The 18,996-nt window shown below is 55.2% G+C and carries 16 protein-coding genes; 10 read left to right on the forward strand and 6 right to left on the reverse strand.

The features are described from left to right. The first annotated feature begins 99 nt into the window (after nt 1-99). The 4 genes from ACTVJH_RS00565 to ACTVJH_RS00580 all read left to right on the forward strand — a co-directional run bounded on the left by ACTVJH_RS00565 (nt 100) and on the right by ACTVJH_RS00580 (nt 2,951). Nucleotides 100-357 carry a hypothetical protein gene (locus ACTVJH_RS00565; RefSeq protein ID WP_455986390.1) on the forward strand — a complete coding sequence of 86 codons (258 nt, stop codon included), beginning with the start codon at nt 100-102 and terminating at the stop codon, nt 355-357. 375 nt (nt 358-732) lie between these two features. Further along, nucleotides 733-1,632: an Abi family protein gene (locus tag ACTVJH_RS00570; RefSeq protein ID WP_455986392.1), complete on the forward strand. Its 900-nt coding sequence runs from the start codon at nt 733-735 to the stop codon at nt 1,630-1,632. Between the two features lie 248 nt (nt 1,633-1,880). Further along, nucleotides 1,881-2,084, forward strand: coding sequence for a hypothetical protein (locus tag ACTVJH_RS00575; RefSeq protein WP_455986394.1), 204 nt, complete (start codon nt 1,881-1,883; stop codon nt 2,082-2,084). Between the two features lie 123 nt (nt 2,085-2,207). Further along, nucleotides 2,208-2,951, forward strand: coding sequence for a Fic family protein (locus ACTVJH_RS00580; protein WP_455986396.1), 744 nt, complete (start codon nt 2,208-2,210; stop codon nt 2,949-2,951). 574 nt (nt 2,952-3,525) lie between these two features. Here ACTVJH_RS00580 and ACTVJH_RS00585 read toward each other — a convergent pair. After that, complete coding sequence (locus tag ACTVJH_RS00585) at nt 3,526-5,334, reverse strand: chloride channel protein (protein ID WP_455986398.1); 1,809 nt, start codon at nt 5,332-5,334, stop codon at nt 3,526-3,528. 195 nt (nt 5,335-5,529) lie between these two features. On the opposite strand from ACTVJH_RS00585, the gene hisS reads away from it, so the two are divergent. From hisS to ACTVJH_RS00615, 6 genes are all read left to right on the forward strand, one after another. After that, nucleotides 5,530-6,780, forward strand: coding sequence for a histidine--tRNA ligase (gene hisS, locus ACTVJH_RS00590; RefSeq protein WP_455986400.1), 1,251 nt, complete (start codon nt 5,530-5,532; stop codon nt 6,778-6,780). Nucleotides 6,781-7,182: 402 nt separating this feature from the next. Beyond that, the gene (aspS, locus tag ACTVJH_RS00595) at nt 7,183-8,988 is read left to right on the forward strand and encodes an aspartate--tRNA ligase (protein WP_455986402.1); all 1,806 of its coding nucleotides are present in this window, start codon (nt 7,183-7,185) and stop codon (nt 8,986-8,988) included. A gap of 234 nt (nt 8,989-9,222) precedes the next feature. Further along, complete coding sequence (def, locus tag ACTVJH_RS00600) at nt 9,223-9,744, forward strand: peptide deformylase (protein ID WP_455986404.1); 522 nt, start codon at nt 9,223-9,225, stop codon at nt 9,742-9,744. After that, a complete protein-coding gene (gene fmt / locus ACTVJH_RS00605) occupies nt 9,708-10,673 on the forward strand; it encodes a methionyl-tRNA formyltransferase (RefSeq protein ID WP_455986406.1) in 966 nt (321 codons plus the stop codon). The genes def and fmt overlap by 37 nt, the downstream gene beginning before the upstream one ends. 32 nt (nt 10,674-10,705) lie before the next feature. Beyond that, a complete protein-coding gene (locus ACTVJH_RS00610) occupies nt 10,706-11,596 on the forward strand; it encodes a DUF116 domain-containing protein (RefSeq protein ID WP_455986408.1) in 891 nt (296 codons plus the stop codon). Between the two features lie 166 nt (nt 11,597-11,762). Continuing rightward, nucleotides 11,763-13,064 (forward strand): transcription antitermination factor NusB, encoded by a 1,302-nt coding sequence (locus tag ACTVJH_RS00615; protein WP_455986410.1) that lies wholly within the window; start codon nt 11,763-11,765, stop codon nt 13,062-13,064. A 355-nt stretch (nt 13,065-13,419) separates the two neighbouring features. On the opposite strand, the gene ACTVJH_RS00620 is transcribed toward ACTVJH_RS00615, so the two are convergent. The 5 genes from ACTVJH_RS00620 to ACTVJH_RS00640 all read right to left on the reverse strand — a co-directional run bounded on the left by ACTVJH_RS00620 (nt 13,420) and on the right by ACTVJH_RS00640 (nt 18,408). Continuing rightward, on the reverse strand, nt 13,420-14,340 hold the full coding sequence (locus ACTVJH_RS00620) for a dihydroorotate dehydrogenase (RefSeq protein ID WP_455986412.1): 921 nt from the start codon (nt 14,338-14,340) through the stop codon (nt 13,420-13,422). Between the two features lie 172 nt (nt 14,341-14,512). Next, nucleotides 14,513-14,779, reverse strand: a complete 267-nt coding sequence (locus ACTVJH_RS00625) for a hypothetical protein (protein WP_455986414.1) — start codon at nt 14,777-14,779, stop codon at nt 14,513-14,515. Nucleotides 14,780-14,813: 34 nt separating this feature from the next. Then, complete coding sequence (locus tag ACTVJH_RS00630; protein WP_455986416.1) at nt 14,814-16,445, reverse strand: DNA repair protein RecN; 1,632 nt, start codon at nt 16,443-16,445, stop codon at nt 14,814-14,816. A 94-nt stretch (nt 16,446-16,539) separates the two neighbouring features. Continuing rightward, nucleotides 16,540-17,379, reverse strand: a complete 840-nt coding sequence (locus ACTVJH_RS00635) for an ABC transporter permease (RefSeq protein ID WP_455986418.1) — start codon at nt 17,377-17,379, stop codon at nt 16,540-16,542. Nucleotides 17,380-17,412: 33 nt separating this feature from the next. Further along, entirely contained in the window at nt 17,413-18,408 is a 996-nt protein-coding gene (locus ACTVJH_RS00640; RefSeq protein ID WP_455986420.1) for an ABC transporter permease, read from the reverse strand. Nucleotides 18,409-18,996 lie beyond the last annotated feature (588 nt).

Consider the following 18,996-nt stretch of genomic DNA (forward strand, 5'->3'; position numbering starts at 1 on the left):
CCCCTTTGCCAAACTTTATCCCCGGATGGTTGCTCGGTGTTCATCAGCGGTTCCATGTTTTGTGATGTCTTCCGCGATTAGAACCAGGAGACGCTAAAAATGATACATTTCAACAAGCTTGATCTATTAAAACAAGAGCTTGATTCATTCCGCCCACTGCCGTCAGAGATCGTATCTGCAGAATTGGAAGCCCCTGAACAGCTGGCTTCGTTGTTGAATGCTGAAATTGAAACTGGTTGGCCTCCAGGTGAATATGACCGAGATGCTCAAGAGTTCGTTCGAGATCGCCTTCAAGGCGGAGGCCTATCAGCGGTTGGTATATTTGGCATCCAACTTGGTATAATCTCCATCCCATAAAAAAATGATCATCCGGAGTTGTCCCCCGCCTGTCCGGAAACAGACGGGGGGAGTAATTAGAACCGTTCAAAATCGTCCCTGTCCATTCCTTCCTGCATGTTCAGGCTGATGCAGGATTGTGATTAGAACATAACGGGCATTATTGGGTAGACAGAATGGAGAAAGTGCTTGGTAGAGTCTATACAAGGCGTGTGTGTTATCCGAAGTCTTAATTCAGATTCTTAGACGTCATAACCCATTTTAAACCAGTTGACAGTCCCCCAAGGCACGGTTAAATACATACTTCTGAACTTGAATAATACCTACCGTCCTCCATGGTTTCATGGGTAACACGCGAAAGCGGGGGCGGTAGGTTATTTTTTTGGGGGAAAAACCATGAAAGAGTTCAGCAAACCAGCCTTGACCGTATCTGAGCAGATCGAACTGCTGAAAAACAGGGGATTGGTCATCCCGGACATCACCAGGGCAGAGCGCTATCTGCAGACCATCGGCTATTATCGCCTCTCCGCATATTATATCCCCTTTCAGGCGCAGAAAGACCGGTTCAACCCGGACACCACTTTTGATAATATTCTGAGTCTTTACATCGCAGACCGAAAGCTCAGAATTCTGGTCATGGATGCCTTGGAGCGGATAGAAATCGCCGTACGAACCAGCATATCCAATGTCATGAGCGAGCGTCTTGGACCACATTGGTACCTTGATGCGCAGCATTTCACCCCCCAATACAGGCACGATGAATTCCTCGAAAATGTGGCCACATGTACAGGTCACAAAAGAGCCTCCAGAAGAAACACCTCGTGTTCTCACTATTTTCGAACATACTCATCCCCGGACCTTCCTCCTTCATGGATGGTCATCGAAGTTCTTCCACTGGGCACATGGTCCAGGCTCTATGCAGCTATTCGCGAAGACTCCCTACGTAAAAAAATCGCCAAGCCGTTTGATTTCTATTTCAAACATTTCTCATCCTGGCTCCATGCCCTGACCCTGATCCGCAACAATGTGGCACATCATGGCCGGTTCTGGAATCACGCGTTTCCTCCCAAGGCCAAAAATCCGGTCCGCTACACCCACGAACATATCGACCCTGGCACCCCGTATTTTTCCCTGGCAGTGGTGCAAACCATGCTCAAGCGAGTTGCGGCGGGCTCTTCATGGTCTGATCGCCTAGCCACTCTCCTCGCCTCCTGGCCCCTGGATATCCACAACCATATGCGTATTCCCCGGAATTGGCGTGACCTACCCTTTTGGCACCCTGATGCCCAATATTGATATGGTGCTGATACATCCGCTAATCGGGGAGTACAGCTCATTCGAGACTAACCGTCATGTCCTCTCTTGGGGGCGCTGGCGCTATTGAGGCAGACAAAAGGATCCGGGCAGACATAAGGTCCGCCCCTTGTATGTTAGTTCCAAGCCAAATAGAGGTCAGAGTACACAAGCCAGAAAACAGACAAAAAAATTCTTGCCTTCGAACAGAGTATCTACGGAGGGGGATACAGCCCAAAAGGAGCATGCACATGAGCGAAGTATCCATAGGCATTCTGGTGATGGTCGTTTTTGTCGGATTTGTGATCTGGAAGAACAAGGGCAAACCGAAAAGAGAGGAGACCACACAGGACAGGATGAATGCGCAGTGGTGGGCCGAACAGGAACAGGAGCGCAAGGAGGGGCCGGTGATTGTCAGGGCGGACGGTGACGATAGAGACGATAGTGACGATTGAGGGGGGAATTATAAGCTGGCCCCCCTCCTTTGCCAAACTTTATCCCCGGATGGTTGCTCGGTGTTCATCTGCGGTTCCATGTTTTGTGATGCCTGCCGCGATTAGAACCAGGAGACGCTACAAATGATACATTTCAACAAGCTTGATCTATTAAAACAAGAGCTTGATTCATTCCGCCCACTACCATCAGAGATCGTATCCAATCTTCATGAGGATCTGGTGCTTCGTTGGACCTATCATTCAAATGCAATCGAAGGCAATACGCTGTCACTGAAGGAAACCAAGGTTGTCCTGGAAGGTATCACGGTTGGCGGGAAAACCATGCGGGAGCATTTTGAAGCGATCAACCACAGGGAGGCCATTTTTTTTGTGGAAGATCTGGTCAGAAAAAACGAGCCGTTCTCTGAAGGGCAGATTAAGTCTATCCACCAATTGATCCTGAAAAACATCGATGACAAAAATGCGGGTGTCTATAGAAAAACAAATGTCATTATTTCAGGTGGCGAGCATGTGCCGCCCGATGCCCTGCACGTAGAAAGTGAAATGAATAGATTTATCAACTGGTATCAAACCGAGGGGGCATCGTTCCATCCGGTAGAAAGAGCGGCCCGTGTTCATGCTGATTGTGTGAAAATCCATCCCTTTGTTGACGGCAATGGCAGAACATCACGGCTGCTGATGAATCTGGAATTGATGAAAAGCGGGTTTCCGCCCGCTGTCCTGCCTGTGGAAAAGCGATTGGAGTATTACGAAGCTTTGGATACCGCCCATAGGAAAAATGATTATAAACCGTTTTTGATGCTTATTGCGAATATTGTGGAATCGGGATTCAAACCCTATTGGCATGCATTGGGTGTAATCCGCTAATGCGGCCGAGCCGCAGTTTTAGGTTTTATGATTTAGGATTTAAGTTCAAGCGGTTATGGAATTTTCTTGTTTTTTATGGCAGACTTTCACGAGTAAGGTACTAAATATATTTAAGATAAGCGAAAAATATCTCTCCCTGATCCCGGCTTTGCAGCTTTTGAATGACTTGGGATCTGAATTTCTGAAAGCAGCTAAAGCGCTTCGCAACCGGCTTGATCGGGGAAAGAGCGTTTCAGCAACTGGCTGCGGTCGATGAGTCCCGGTCAAAGGGAAAAATCGGAGTATCTATTCAGTAGGGTTGAAACGGATGTCGTAAGCACGTCATCCCGGCGCAGGCCGGGATCTCCAGGGTCTCGGGCATTGTATGTCGAACAAGCAGCTGCCCAGTCGAACAAGATCCCGGATCAAGTCCGGGATGACGATCAAAGATGACCTGCGTCTTTTGGGCGACTTCTGAATAGTTACAAATCGGAAAAAAGAAGCTCAGTCCCCTCTGTGCTGTCGAGTTTTTTACCGCCTCTCCCCGCCTTTTCTGTGCACTGTGCACTGCGTACTGCGCACTTCAGTTCTCCTTTTATTCCTCTTCCATTCTCTTTTTCACCTCTTCCATTCTCTTTTTCACCTCTTCCACCCGCTGATTGTAGAAATCTATGACCGCCCTTCTTGGAAGCATGCCCAGCAAGGTATAGGGGTCGCCTTCCTTGACCACGGGCAGACTGTCGATGTTTCTGATGGTCAATCTGCCCAGCACGGTATTCAGGTCTTCGCTCGGTGTGGTGGCGATGATCTCCTTGGTGCCGATGTCGCCCATGACTACCAGATCGTCCAGATTCTTTTCGAACAGGATCTCCCGGATATCTGTGGACGAGAAAATGCTCACGAACCGGTTCTGCTGATCCACGACAGGGAAATAATGCTGCTTGGTGTGGCTGAAAATCTCCTTGAAGGTGGACATGGGCATGTCGTCCCGGACCAGAGTCGGCTGAACGAAGCGCTCCTTGAGATCGCGAACCCGGATGGTTTCCAGGACATCGACGAAGAAATCTCCCGCATGGGCCGGGGAGTCGATCTTGTTCTGCACCTGTTTGATATAGATGGTGTATCTCCTGGAGATCATGTAGGCGATGGAACAGACCAGGAGGCTCGGCAGGAGCAGGTGATAGGAGTTGGTCATCTCGCTGATGAAGATGATCGTGGAGATGGGGGTGTTGGACACGGCCGTGAAAAATCCGGCCATGCCCACGACTACGAAGGCGCCGGGATGGCTGACCATTCCGGGAATGATCATGTTGGTCACTTTTCCCACAACCCCTCCAACCGCCCCGCCGATGACCACGGAGGGGCCGAATACCCCGCCTGAGCCGCCTGAGCCGATGGTGAAGGATGTCGTCAGGATCTTGCCGATGCAGATGGTCAGCAGAAAAAAGATGGTCAGCTCGTTGTTGATGGCCTGCTGCATGTAGCCGTAGCCAAAGGACAGGGTCTGGGGGAGGAAGAATCCGATCATCCCGGTGAGCAGTCCGCCTATGGCCGGTTTGATGTGATTGGGGATTTTCCATTTTCGAAAAAGTCCCGTGACTCCGTAAAAGGAGCGCACATAGAGCCAGCCGAACCCGGCCACGACAAAGGCCAGGATGGTGTACGGGAAGAGCTCCACGGGGTCTTGAAAGGTGAAGCCCGGGGAGTGGAACAGAGAGCCCCATCCAAAGACTGAACAGAACACGCAATAGGCGACCACCGAGGCCATGCCCGAGGGGATGAGCACCTCGGGTTCGATGTCCGGGTCCTTGTACAAAACCTCGGCCGAGAACAGGGCGCCTGCCAGGGGGGCCCTGAAAATGGCTCCAATGCCCGCGCCCATGCCTGCTGCCAGCATGATCCGTCGTTCGCGGCGGGAAAGTTTGAGTTTGGTGGCCAGAAAGGATCCGAATCCGGCTCCGATCTGGGCGATGGGACCCTCGCGGCCGCCCGATCCCCCGGAAGTCAGGGTGATGGCCGAGGCAATGGTCTTGATCACAGGAACCCGCGCCCGGATGAGCCCGCCCTTGTTGTGATAGGCGTCGATGGCCGCATCCGTACCGTGCCCTTCAGCCTCGGGGGCAAAGGTATAGACGAGAAATCCGCTCAATAGCCCGCCGATGCAGGGCAGAATGAGGAGCATGTACCGAAGAAGTTCATTCTGGGGCTGGGCAAGCATGGAATGCTCGCCGGCCGGGGAAGGCGGATGGTAGCCGGCCAGCTGGTGCATGAAAAAATGAAACCCCAGATCGCAGAGAACATGAAAGATCATGGCTCCGAGACCGGCAACCAGGCCGATCCCCATACAATACAGGGTCCATTTGCCGACAACTGAAAAGGTTGTCTGGGTGTCTGTATTCGGCATATGCAATCCTTAAGGCTTCGAGAAGGTTTCAGACACGATTTTTTAGTAACTCATCCTGATTGTTAAAACATATTCCGGCCCATGCGCCAAGTGCGGATTTTTTGACATCCAGAGGATCATCTACTAAACAAATACGTTTCTTTATTTACTGGAGGCTGCCCTTTTCTTTCCCCCCTTTTACAACATCCTGTCATTATGTCTAAAATTCAAAAGATCAAAGGGTTTGCCGATCTGTTTTCCCCTGAAAGCGACAAGTTCGTATTCATGGAGCAGACAGCGCGGGAAATTTTTTCCAGATACGGCTGCCAGGAGGTCCGGCTCCCCCTGGTGGAAAAGACCGAGCTTTTTGCCCGGTCCATTGGCGAGGAAACCGATGTGGTCCAGAAGGAGATGTACACCTTTCCGGACCGCAAGGACCGTTCGCTGACCCTCAGGCCCGAGGCCACTGCCGGTGTGATCCGGGCCTTCATCGAGAACAAGATCTACTCCCACAACCCCGTCGCCAAACTGTTCACCAGCGGCCCCATGTTCCGGTACGAACGTCCTCAAAAAGGCCGTATGCGTCAATTCCATCAGATCAATGTGGAAATTGTCGGGACAGACGCTCCCCAGGCCGACGCCGAGCTCATGTTCATGGTCTGGTCGTATCTCAAGGCGCTTGGACTGGACAAGCTGTCCATCGAGATCAATTCTCTGGGGTGCAGGGCGTGTAGACCGGTCTTTCATGATCGGCTGAAGGCTTTTCTGAACGGGCTGGATCAGTCGCAGCTTTGTGAAGACTGCCAGCGGCGGGCGGCCACCAATCCGCTGCGGGTGCTGGACTGCAAGGTCCCGGCCTGTCAGGAATTGGTCAAGGATGCCCCCAGGATCAGCGATTCCCTGTGCACTGAATGCAGGGAGCATTTTGACACGGTTCTGTCCATTCTGGATCAGGCCGGACTTGCCTATATGCATAATGATCGTCTGGTCCGCGGTCTGGATTATTATCAACGGACCACCTTCGAGGTGGTTTCCACCGATATCGGCGCCCAGTCCTCCGTGGCGGGAGGAGGGCGCTACGACGGCCTGGTCGAGCAGCTCGGCGGTCCGGATCTCCCGGGACTGGGATTTGCCTGCGGCATGGAACGCCTTGCCCTGCTGCTGGACAGAATCGGTACTCCCCAGCTCGATTTCTTTTTGGCCGTTTTGGACACGCAGGCCCTGAACAAGGCGATGCTTATCGCCCAGAATCTTCGGGACAAGGGGTTTTCCGGGGAGGTCAGTTTCGAAACCAAGAGTGTCAAGAGTCTCTTGCGCCAGGCCAACAAACTTGGGGTCAAGACCTGCCTGCTACTCGGTCCCGAGGAATTGGAAAAAGATCAGATCATCGTCAAGGACATGGCCACCGGAGCCCAGAAGGCGGTCGGCCAGAAAGATCTGGAACAGGCATTGGGGCTGCAATGTTAGGGAAAAAAGTACGCAGCGCACAGTACGCAGTGCGCAGGAGATAGACGAAGTGCGCAGCGCACAGTACGCAGTGCGCAGTTGAAGGCGATTTTGGGTCGGGTGGCAATCCTTCTTTGGTGACTTTCTGATCAGGGGGATAGAGCCTTCATGGATCTCTGATCTCCCCTCGGACGAGGACCTGACACGTGCCCTCTCAAAATTCTTAACATATCGAAATCTCTCAAATCTCCAAAATTTCTCAACTCTCTAAAATCACTAAAATTTCTCAAATCTCTTAAATTTCTTAAATTTCTAAAATTTGCATTTCAACAAACGCAACTGAAGAATTACATATCATTTATCGTATATCATATTATTTCATATCCCTATTTCCATCCTTCATCTTTCAAAAAAGGCATTTTCATGGACGAACGACGCACTGATTTGCAAATCGATATATTGGACGGCTGGAAGCGAACCCATACCTGTGCGCAGCTTTGCGCCGGAGATGTGGACCAGGAGGTCTGCCTCATGGGGTGGGTTCAGTACCGGCGGGATCACGGCGGGATCATCTTTATCGATCTGAGGGACAGGACCGGTCTGACCCAGATCAAATTTTCCCCGGAAGAACACCCGGAGATTCATGATAACGCGGGCCATCTACGCACGGAATTCGTGCTTGCGGTCAAGGGTACGGTTCTGGCCCGTCCCGCAGACATGATCAATCCGCATATGGCAACGGGCGAGATCGAGGTTCTGGTCAAGGAATTCAAGCTGTTGAATACGGCCAAAACCCCCCCCTTTCTCATCGAGGACCGGATCGACGTCTCTGAAAATCTGCGTCTCAAATATCGGTATCTGGATCTGCGCCGCCCCAAACTGGCCAGGAATCTCATCCTGCGCCACAAGACCACCCAGAGCGTCCGGCGGTATCTGGACGGGTTGGACTTTATCGAAACAGAAACACCCATCCTCACACGAAGCACCCCTGAAGGGGCACGGGATTTTCTGGTTCCCAGCCGGGTCAATCAGGGTTCCTTCTATGCCCTGCCCCAGTCTCCCCAGCTGTTCAAGCAGCTGCTCATGGTCGGTGGTCTGGAACGGTACTATCAGATCGTGAAATGCTTTCGTGACGAGGATCTGCGTGCCGATCGCCAGCCCGAGTTCACCCAGATCGACATCGAGATGTCTTTTGTGGAGGAGCAGGACGTCATGACCATGGCCGAAGGCATGATCCAGGCCGTGTTCAAAGAGACCCTGGGTGTGGAACTTCCGGCCTCCTTCGAACGGATGACCTATGACCAGGCCATGGCAACCTATGGGGTGGACAAGCCCGACCTGCGTTTCGGCCTTCCCCTCACAGATGTGACAGCCATTGTCCGCGGCTCGGGATTCCGTCTCTTTGCCAAGGCCGAACTGGTCAAGGCGATGAAGGTCGAGGGCGGTTCGGTTCTTTCCAGAAAGGAGATCGATGATTATACGGATTTCGTGCGCATCTACGGTGCCCAGGGACTGGCCTGGATCAAGATCAAGGAAGACGGCTGGCAGTCACCCATTGCCAAATTTCTAAGCGACGAGGAACGTGCCGGACTCACCGAGGCCCTGGGGCTTGCGCCCGGGGATATTGTCTTTTTCCAGGCCGGAGCTCCAGATATGGTCAATGCGGCGCTGGGCAATCTGCGCCTCAAACTTGGGGAGCGTTTTGACCTCATTGCCAGGGACGCGTACCGGTTTGTCTGGATCACGGATTTTCCCATGCTCGAATGGAATGCGGACGAAAAACGGTGGAACGCCATGCATCACCCCTTCACCTGTCCCCAGGACGGCCATCTGGAACTTCTGAAGACCGATCCGGGCAAGGCCCGAGCCAAGGCCTATGACATGGTCTTAAACGGCAACGAGATCGGGGGAGGTTCCATCCGCATCCATTCCGCTGAATTGCAGCAGGAGGTCCTTGCGGCGCTAGGGATCGGCGAGGAAGAGGCCGAAGACAAATTCGGATTTCTGATCCACGCCATGGAGTACGGTGCACCCCCGCACGGCGGGATCGCCTTTGGTCTGGATCGAATGATCATGCTTCTCGGGGATGTCGCCTCCATCAGGGACGTGATTGCCTTCCCCAAGACCCAGAAGGCCACCTGCCTGCTCACTGACGCCCCGAATTTGGTGGATCGGGCACAACTCAGGGAACTGGGCATCCGGCTTCGGGAAACCCAGAAAAACGAGTAGCTACGCAGGTGCATGTTTCAAGAATTAGAATTTCGGATTTAAGAAATTTAAGAGATTTAAGAGATTTAAGAGATTTAAGAAATTTAAGAGATTACAGGCGGTTGATATGCGGGTCGTCAATTTCTTAAATTCTCTCATTTCCAAAATTTGTTGCTCAGCACTCAGATTCAGCGTTATATTTTAGAGTGTTGCAGCATCAAAATTTTGACCTTCATAGCTACAAGAGTGAATACAATGAGCAAGAAAATCGTAACCTATCCTGATCCGATTCTGGCCCGCAAGAGCGGTGTGATTTCAGATATTACCGAGGAAATTCGCACCCTGGCCGATGAAATGGTCGAGACCATGTACGCCAATGACGGGATCGGCCTGGCCGCCCCCCAGGTGGGCGAGAACCTCCGGCTGGTGACTGTGGACATCTCCGGTCCCAAGGAGCGTAAGGATCTGCGCGTTCTGGTCAATCCGGTAATTGTCGAAAAAACCGGATCCACAGAATCCGAGGAAGGATGTCTGAGTGTGGTCGGCTACCGGGCCAAGGTGAAACGGTCCGCCTGGGCCGGGATCAAGGGACTCGACCTGGATGGCAATCCGGTCGAGTTCGAGGCCGAGGATCTCATGGCTATCTGTCTGCAGCACGAGATCGACCATCTCGACGGGGTGTTGTTTATCGACCGTATCAGCAGGCTCAAGCGCAACCTTTACGAAAAGAAACTCACGAAATGGCTGAAAACCAAACAGCGCGACGCAAAAAAATAGTTTTCATGGGCACGCCCGGATTTGCGGCCGTGATCCTTACTGACCTCCTCGCCTACCAGGGCGGGGAGGTCGTTGGTGTGTACACCCAGCCGGACCGTCCCTGCGGCCGCGGACAGGTCTGCAAGCCGTCCGATGTCAAGAAACTGGCCCTGGAAAAGGGGCTGCCCGTCTATCAGCCGGAGAATTTCAAGCAGGAAGAAGACCGTCAAACGCTGGCCGATCTCGAACCCGATCTTCTGGTGGTCGCTGCCTATGGCCTCATCCTGCCCCAATCGGTTCTGGACATCGCCCCCATGGGCGCGATCAACGTGCATGGGTCGCTCCTGCCCAAGCTGCGCGGGGCCGCTCCCATCCAGCGGGCGATCATGAACGGGGATCATGTCACCGGGATCACCATCATGCAGATGGAAAAGGGACTCGATTCCGGCCCTATTCTGTTGCAGCGGGCCATGGGAATCGGGATTCACGATACGGCCGAGTCCCTGCATGACGATCTGGCCGCCATGGGCGGCAAGCTGCTGGTGGAGGCTCTGACCAAGCTGGACCAGGGTCGCATCCATCCCAAGATCCAGGATGATGCTCTGGCCACCTATGCGCCCAAGCTCCAGAAATCTGAAGGGCTGGTGGATTGGAACCGGACCGCCCAGACGATTCACGATCAGATTCGGGGGCTTTTCCCCTGGCCCGGGACCTGGTTTTCCTGGGAACGCAGACCGGGAAAGACGGTCAAGCTGACCCTCTATCCGGGACGCATCGGTGATCCCGTGGAGCCGGGCACCACGCCCGGAACCTTCCAGGGCATGCGCGGGGACATGCTGGCCATTGCCTGTGCAGATCGGGAGTACCTCCTGCCGAGGATCAAGCCCGCCGGGGGCAAACCGCTCGATGGAAAGAGTTTTTTTTGCGGGTATCTGTCTTCGACGTGTTGAGAACTCTCCGGATAGAGGATATACGATAGCCCATGCCCAAAAAAGATCAGAATCTCCTTGCCCTGGAAGACGCCATTGAATCCACGTATGTGGCCAAGAAGCGGCTGTTCATAGGCCTGATCACCGGGACATCGGTCCTCATCTGCCTCATTCTGATTTTTTTGTGGCTTGTTCCCACGATCGGCCTTTCGACCATTCATCCCGTTGTTCCCTGGATTTTCGGGCTGCTCATCCTTGTTGCTATTCTGCTGGTCGCCTGGTCCTCTATTGCTCTTATCCTGAACATCCTTCTGGGAAGAAAGATTTTTTTCTCGCACAGGATGCGCGGGCTGACCATCAAGCTTTTCCTGCCTCTGATGACCATGCTCGGGAGGTTCCTGAATATTCCCAAGGCCAAGATCCGGGCTTCGTTCATCAAGGTGAACAATGAACTGGTGCTCGGGGAAAAGAAGCGTTACCGGCCTGACGAGATGCTCATGCTCATGCCCCATTGTCTGCAGAACAGCCGGTGTAAAATCCGGCTGACCTATAATATCTACAACTGCAAACGGTGCGGCAAATGTCCCATTGCCGGACTCTTGAACATGAGCGATGCCTATGGGATCAAACTGGCCATTGCCACGGGCGGGACCATTGCCCGGCGTATCGTGGTCCAGAACAGACCCAAATTGATCATCGCCGTGGCCTGCGAACGGGATCTCTCGAGCGGCATCCAGGATGTCTATCCCCTGCCCTGCTTCGGCGTGCTCAATCAGCGCCCCCATGGTCCCTGTCTGGATACCCAGGTGCCGCTCGAGCATGTGGAATGGGCGATCAAACGGTTTCTCAAAAAGGATGCGGACTGTGAACATGAAGTGCGCAGTGAAAATGAAGTGCGCAGTACGCAGTGCGCAGGGCGCAGTAAGGACGCGTCTCGCGGCTGATCCGCGTAGTCGGATACTCTTTCATGTTCCATAGCCTTTGCGGCTTTTTGCTGATCGTATCAGAATGTCGTCCACGACGTGATCAAGATTTCGTCTCCAACCTCCCAACATCTTTTTCTGCGCACTGAGCACTGCGTACTGAGCACTGCGTACTGCGCACTTTCTTATGTCCTTAAAATCCCTCCCCCTCTCTCTCCTTCCCCCTGCGCGGCGGGTTGCTCTGCAGACCGTGTATCGCTGTCTCTTCAAGAATCAGGATCTTCAATTCGCCCTGGATCAGGCCATTTTTTCGGGCGACCTGTCTCAACGCGACACCGGGCTGGCAACGGAGCTGGCCTATGGGTATCTGCGTCACAAGACGCGAACGGATTTTCTGGTTGCATCCTTTTTGAAATCTCCTGAAAAACTTCCCCCCCCCCTGCTGCTTGTGCTGGGACTTGCCGGGTATGAACTCGTCTGTATGGACAAAATCCCCGCCTATGCCACGGTGGATTGGGCGGTGGAATGGACCAAGAAGCATCTGGGGAGAAAGCTGGCCGGCGTGGGCAATGCCGTGCTTCGAAGGATCGGAGAACTCGGAAAAAGCGGCCTGGAGCCGGACTTTTTTCAAACAGACCGACCCGATACGATCACCTTCCTGGCCCGTTACTATTCCTGTCCGCAATGGATCGTGAAACTGTGGCTGGAAAGGTATGGTCAGGAAAAGACAACGGGTTTTCTCGCGGCCTCCGTGTGTCGCCCGGCCCTGGGATTGCGGTGTGCGTCAGAAACGGATGCAGAGATACTGGAACGGGATTTCAAAGATACTCTGCTAGGGAGGAATGGCCATGCCCTTGCATTGGAGCGGACACCAGGCAACCTGGACGCATTGCTTAGGGAGGGCCGGATCATCCGCCAGAGCTATGCGGCTCAAATCGCCTTGCATGGGCTTACGCCGGCTTCATGGCCGACACCTGTCTGGGATGGCTGCTGCGGCCGCGGGGGAAAGAGTCTGGCCCTGTTCAGTCAGGGGATCGCGCCTGTATGGGCCAGCGACATCCACACGACCCGGCTGGCCGGATTTTTGCGGGAATGTAAACGAACCGGAATATCTATCCCCATCTTCCGTGCCTCGGCCAAAGACACGCCACCGTTTCGCACAACTCCACAAACCATCCTCCTGGACGTACCCTGCTCCGGCCTGGGCGTTCTCTCTCGTCGTCCCGACAGCAAATGGAAACGAACCCCCAGGGATGTGGCCGCATTGGTACAAACCCAGTGGGCCATCCTGGAGAATGCCTGGAACACCCTGCCCACGGGAGGAGTCCTCGCCTATCTCACCTGTACCCTGAACCCGGCCGAAAATCAGGATCAGATCGCATGGCTCTGCCGCGAGCAGGGAAATGGGGTCGTGATCAGGGAATATGAAACAGGAAGGGATGAAGGATTCGGGGAGTTTTTTTACGGGGCGACGATCAGGAAAAAGTAAGGGAGGCGGGAGAAAGGGAGTCGGGAGAAAAGTGCGCAGGACGCAGGAAAGGCGGTGCAGAAGGGAAACGGGAGAAAGGGAGGCGGGAGAATGGATTCGACAGCACAGCCCGGCTTCAAAAGTGACATTTTTTTAGGATTCGACACCATGCAGCGTAAAAGTCAGTTTCGTTCCTGGGAACGCCGAGCGTCTGCTCGGCATCGCTCGCTGTGGTCGACTGGCAGGCTCTCCAACAATAGCGGTACAGGCATACGTATCCCCCAAAATGCCGACCAGACGGTCGGCGTTCCAAGAGGAACAACCATCACAACCGCCTTTCTCCGCGTCACAGCGCCTTTGCGTGATTCTGCCCTTATCATTTCTCAGACGTGTCCAGGCAGCCTCTGAAATCCGACCAGCGTTCGATCTTCAGCTTTTTGGCCAGTCTCTCCATCTTATCCGCCAGGGAAAAGGCAAAATTCGCATTGGTGAACGATCCCGTGCCCACCTGTACGGCGTGGGCCCCCACCAGAATGAACTCCAGGGCGTCCTCGGCGCTTACGATTCCCCCAAGGCCGATGACAGGGATGGCAACCGCCCTGCAGGTCTCATACACCATGCGCAGGGCCACCGGATGGATGGCCGGTCCGGACAACCCCCCTGTCACATTGCCTAAAAGGGGTTTGCGTGTTCGGATGTCCACGGCCATGCCGGTGAGGGTGTTGATCAGGGAAAGTCCGTGGGCCCCGCTCGCTTCCACGGCCCGGGCGATGATCGTTATGTCCGTGACATTGGGGCTCAGCTTGACGATGACGGGCTTGTTCCCGGCCCGACGGCAGACCGCCTCGGTCACCCGGGCCGCCTGGTCCGGATCCTGACCAAAGGCCGCCCCGCCCTCCCGGACATTGGGGCAGGAGATGTTCACCTCCAAAGCGGCAACCCCCTCCTCTACAGCCAGAATTCCGGCCAGCTCGGCGAAATCCTCGCAGCTATGGGCATAGAGATTGGCAATTACCGGGGTCTTTTTCCAGGGCAGGACAGGAAGCTTGTCCCGCAGAAAGGATTCCACCCCGACATTCTGCAGCCCCACGGCATTGAGCATCCCGCACGGGGTCTCGGCAATCCGCGGGGAAGGGTTGCCCTTTCTTGGGGCCAGAGAAAGTCCTTTGACCACAATCCCGCCGAGCCGGGCAAGATCCCCGAACTGGGCCAGCTCAACGCCATAGCCAAAGGTTCCGGACGCCGTGATCACGGGATTCTTGAGTTTGAGACCGGCAAAATCGACGGAAAGGTCCATGGAGATATCCTCAAGTGCGCAGTGCATAGGACGCAGTGCGCAGTTTTTTTTGATTTTGACTGTGAATAGCCTGGCAGCATCCCGGTCTCTTGCTTACCGCGCCTTGTTTCTCATTTTTTTCTGCGCACTGCGCACTGTGTACTGTGTACTCTCTGTTGCACTGCGTACTTTTTTATTCTTTTCCGAACAATACCGCGCTTTCGTCGGGATGGATCATGCCCATGGCGGTCATTCTGACCCGAACGAAGCGGTAGTCTCTGATCAGCGGATAGATGAGCAGGATGCGCAGGAGCACTTCCCACAGGGGTTTGCCCAGGACCGACTGGAACCGGGGTTCCCACCACCGGTTGTTCACCCCGAAATGGCGGGTCCGAAGGATCAGATGCAGCCCGATGCGCCAATGGGCCAGGGCAAAACGCAGTTTTCTGTAATCAATCATCTCTGTTTCCGTATGTGATGGTGTCCCTGGCGCATCAACTGCGCACTGCGTCCTGTGTACTGCGCCCTTCCGCCTTTCCCAGCTCCCTGGCCAGGATCATGCCCTTGGTGCCGCCTCCGGCCATGCGGGCGAGTTCGGTCAGGATCTCTTCATCACCAAGACGCCTGCACAGCGTATAGGTCTTGCCGTCGCGCACCTGCTTCTGGATATAGAAATGACGCTCGGCCATGGCCGCCAGCTGGGGCCAGTGGGTGATCAGGATGACCTGCTGGCGTCCGGCCAGATCCCGGATGCTCGCGGCGACCTTGTTCAGGGTGATGCCCCCGATCCCCGAATCCACTTCGTCAAACAGCAGGGTGGGCATCTCCCGCTCCGCCCGGAGGCCGACAACGGCGAGGAGAAAGCGTGAGAGCTCCCCTCCTGAGGCGATCTTGTCCAAAGGCTGGGGCGGTTGACCGGGATTGGGGACCCAGAAGATACGCGGGCGATCTTCAAAGATGTCTGGGTGGATCTCCTTTTTTTCGATTTCAAAGACGATTTCGAGTTTATCCGAGAACCCCAGATCCTTGAGGCGTTCTTCCAGCCGTTCTTTGAGCAGGGCCGAGGCCTTTGAACGGGCCATGTTCAGCTGCGAGGTGGAGACCGTGAGCTTTTCAGCCAGGGCGGTTCGCTTGCGTTCCAATTGGGTGAGTTCCAGCTGGCTTTGGTCGAGAAAGGCGATGTTCTCCTCGATTTCCTGCTCCAGTTCGAGAATCCGGTCCAGGGATCGCTTGAGGCGGCGCTGGAGCTGGGCGAGTTTCCACAGTCTGGACTCGATGGCCTCCAGCCGGTTCTGGTGCTCGAAATCCATGGGTTCGCCGCGCAGCTCCCGGTCGAGTTCCACAACCGACTGCCGTGCCTCTTCAAGATTCGAGGCATATTGATCATACCGCTCGTCCAGTCCGGCCAGCCGCTGCACATGGCCCTGCAGCACCCCCAGCCCTTCCAGCAGGGAAAACTCCTGCCCGTTGATGACATCGAGAGACTGGTGGATCATCTCCCTGGAATCCGCCTGGGCCTGGATGATCCGCTTCTCGGCCAGCAGGGCCTCTTCTTCGCCTTGTTTGGGACCGACCTTTTGGATTTCACCCTGCTGATATTCCAGAAAATCACGTTTTTCCTCCAGTCCCTTGACCCGATTCCGGATTTCCTCCTCCTGGGTGAGTATCTGGCCCATTTCCCGAAGCAGTTCCCTGTGCCGGCCGAGAAGATTCTGGTCCGGCAGAAACCCGTCGACAATGTTCACATGGTAGGCAGGGCGGAGCAGCTTCTGCTGGCCGTGCTGGCTGGTATGAATGAGCAGGCCGGGACGCAGTGCCTGGGCCTTTTCCTGGGATCCAAGCGCGTCGTTGATGAAGATCCGGCTGCGTCCGGTCTCGGCCAGAATCTCGCGCCTGAGGATGACCTCCTGACCGTCCAGGATGAAAATGGCCTCGACCTGGGCCCTGTCGCATCCCGCCCGAATCATGGATGCGGAGATCTTGTCCCCGAGGATGAAATCAAGGGCGCTTAAAATGAACGATTTGCCGGCCCCGGACTCTCCTGTGAGTACATTGAGGCCGGAAGCAAAATCCATTTCCACATCCTCGATCAGGGCGAGGTTTCTGATTCGCAAGAATTCGAGCATGATTTACCTTGGAGCATGATTCATCTGAAGGATTGAAGGGCTTGAAACCGGTGAACGCGTACAACGGGCGTCACATTGCTGCAACCATGCATGATCAACGTTTTTTGAGGCGCGGGTCAAGGAGGTCGCGCAGGGTTTCCCCCAGAAGATTGTAGCCGAGCACCGTGAGCAGGATGGACATTCCCGGGAACACGGAAAGCCACGGAGCGATCTCCATGACATCCTTGCCTTCCATGAGCATGTTCCCCCAGCTGGGGGTCGGCGGCTGCACACCCAGGCCGAGGAAGCTGAGGGCGGATTCCGTGAGGATGGCCGCTGCAATGCCCAGGGTGGCCGAGACCAGAACCGGGGTCAGGGCATTGGGCAGGACATGACGGGCCAGAATGCGGAGCACACTGGCTCCGGAAAGCCGGGCCGCCTTGATAAAATCGCGTTCCTTGAGGCTCAGGGTTTCGGCCCGAACCAGTCGGGCCACGCCCATCCACGAGGTCAGCCCGATGACGATCATGATGGTGTTCAGGCTGGGTTCCAGAAAGGCGATCACCGCGAGGATGAGAAAAAAGGAGGGAAAGCAGAGCATCACATCCACCCCGCGCATGATGATCTCGTCCACCAGGCCGCCGAAATATCCGGCTATCAGCCCCAGGACCATGCCGATGGACGCGGAGATGCCCACGGCCACGAAACCCACCCACAGGGAGACCCGTGCGCCGTACACCAGCCGGGTGAAGACATCCCTGCCCAGGGCGTCCGTGCCCAAAAGGTGGTCGCTTCCCGGCGGAAGCAGGATGGCGTCCACATTCAGCCCGTTGGGATCATACGGGCAGATGAGCGGCGCCAGCAGGGCCAGCACAGCCATTATCCCCACCAGGATGAGCCCCAGGATGAACAGGCCGTATCTGGAAACGAAAAGTCGTGTGTGTATCGAAATCATGAACCGAAAAGGTCTCCTGCGCGCTTGGCTTTTTTATTCCTTTTTTCCCGCTCTGATCCTTGGATCGGCCAGGGAATAGCTGAAGTCCGCCAGCATGTTCCCGGCCAGGGTCAGGACCGCGCCAAGGACCAGATTACCCATGATCAGCGGGTAATCCCGTGCCATGACCCCCTGATAGAAAAGCTGGCCGAGTCCGGGCAGGGCAAAGATGGATTCGATGATCACGCTGCCGCCGATGAGTCCGGGTACGGAGAGTCCGAGCAGGGTGATCACCGGAAGCAGCCCATTACGCAGACCGTGTCGGAAGATGACCGTGTGCGTGGGCAGCCCCTTGGCCCGGGCGGTCAGGATATAGTCCTGGCGCAGGACCTCGAGCATGGACGAGCGCATGAACCGGGACATTCCGGCAAGCCCGGTGATCGTGTACACCAGAATGGGCAGGGTCAGATGTCTGGCCAGGTCCACGAATTTTTCCCACCAGGACAGGGAGGCGAAATCCAGGGAGGTCAGCCCGGAAATGGGAAACAAGGGATAGGCGATGCCCAGAAAGAGCATGAGCAACAGGGCCAGCCAGAACCCGGGCATGGCAAACCCGATGAAGACCAGGATGGTGGAGATCCGATCGAACCATCCGCCCTGGTACTGGGCGGCGATCACCCCAATGGGAATGGAGATTGCCAGGATGAGCATCATGGCAATGACATTGAGACTCAGGGTCAAGGGAAGGCGCTCTTTGATCTTGTCCCAGACAGGCCGGTGATCCCCGCTCATGGAGCGGCCAAAGTCGAGACGGACGATCCGGCTCATCCAGCCGAGGTATTGAACATGAATCGGTTTATCCAGCCCGTAGAGCTTTTCCAGCCGTTCCCTGGCCGCTTCCCCGGCCATGGGATTGAGGGTGGTCTGCAGATCCGTGGGCGAGCCCGGGGCCAGGTGAATGACCCAGAAGCTGAGCACGGTAATGCCCACAAAGACAACGCCCAGCCAGAGGATTTTGGCAAGTATGTGTTTGAAAAGGGGATGGATCATGCGGATACCCGGAACAGGATCATGAACAGATCAAAGGGAAAAGTCCCTGACGCGTCGGTTTATTGCCCATTTCAGGGGAAGAATCAAGGAAGGGAATGAGAGTGCGCAGTCCGCAGGAGGCAGTGCCCAGGGAGACCGGAAACGGGAGACGGGAAAAAAGTGCGCAGTACTCAGTGCACAGTGCGCAGATCGGCACGTGGACCTGATCTGGAGCGATGTGGCCGATAGGTTGGGCTTCAGGGACTGCCTGTCAGCTACGCATACGGTCTGCTAAAGCTCGTAAGCTCGTTAAGCATTCACTTTTTCCGTCTCCTGTTCAGTCAGGAAAAAAAGTGGTTCATCCGGGAATAACGTACTTGCCGGTCATCAGTTGTCAGTCCCTTTTGGGAAGCAACACCATCGAGGGGGCGTTGAACAGGTCCCCCACCCTGGCAAGGGCGGGGCTAGGGGCGGGTCGTGTTATCGGTCCCTTCCTCCAGCTCTTTGAAACCCTCCCCCAGCCCCTCCCTGAACTACGGGAGGGGGGCTACAGCGTCCATGTACTCGTTCTCTTTGGGTGCGCCCGAAGATGTGCTTCCACAATGCCTA

It is taken from the genome of Desulfoplanes sp. PS50 (genome assembly GCF_053851535.1).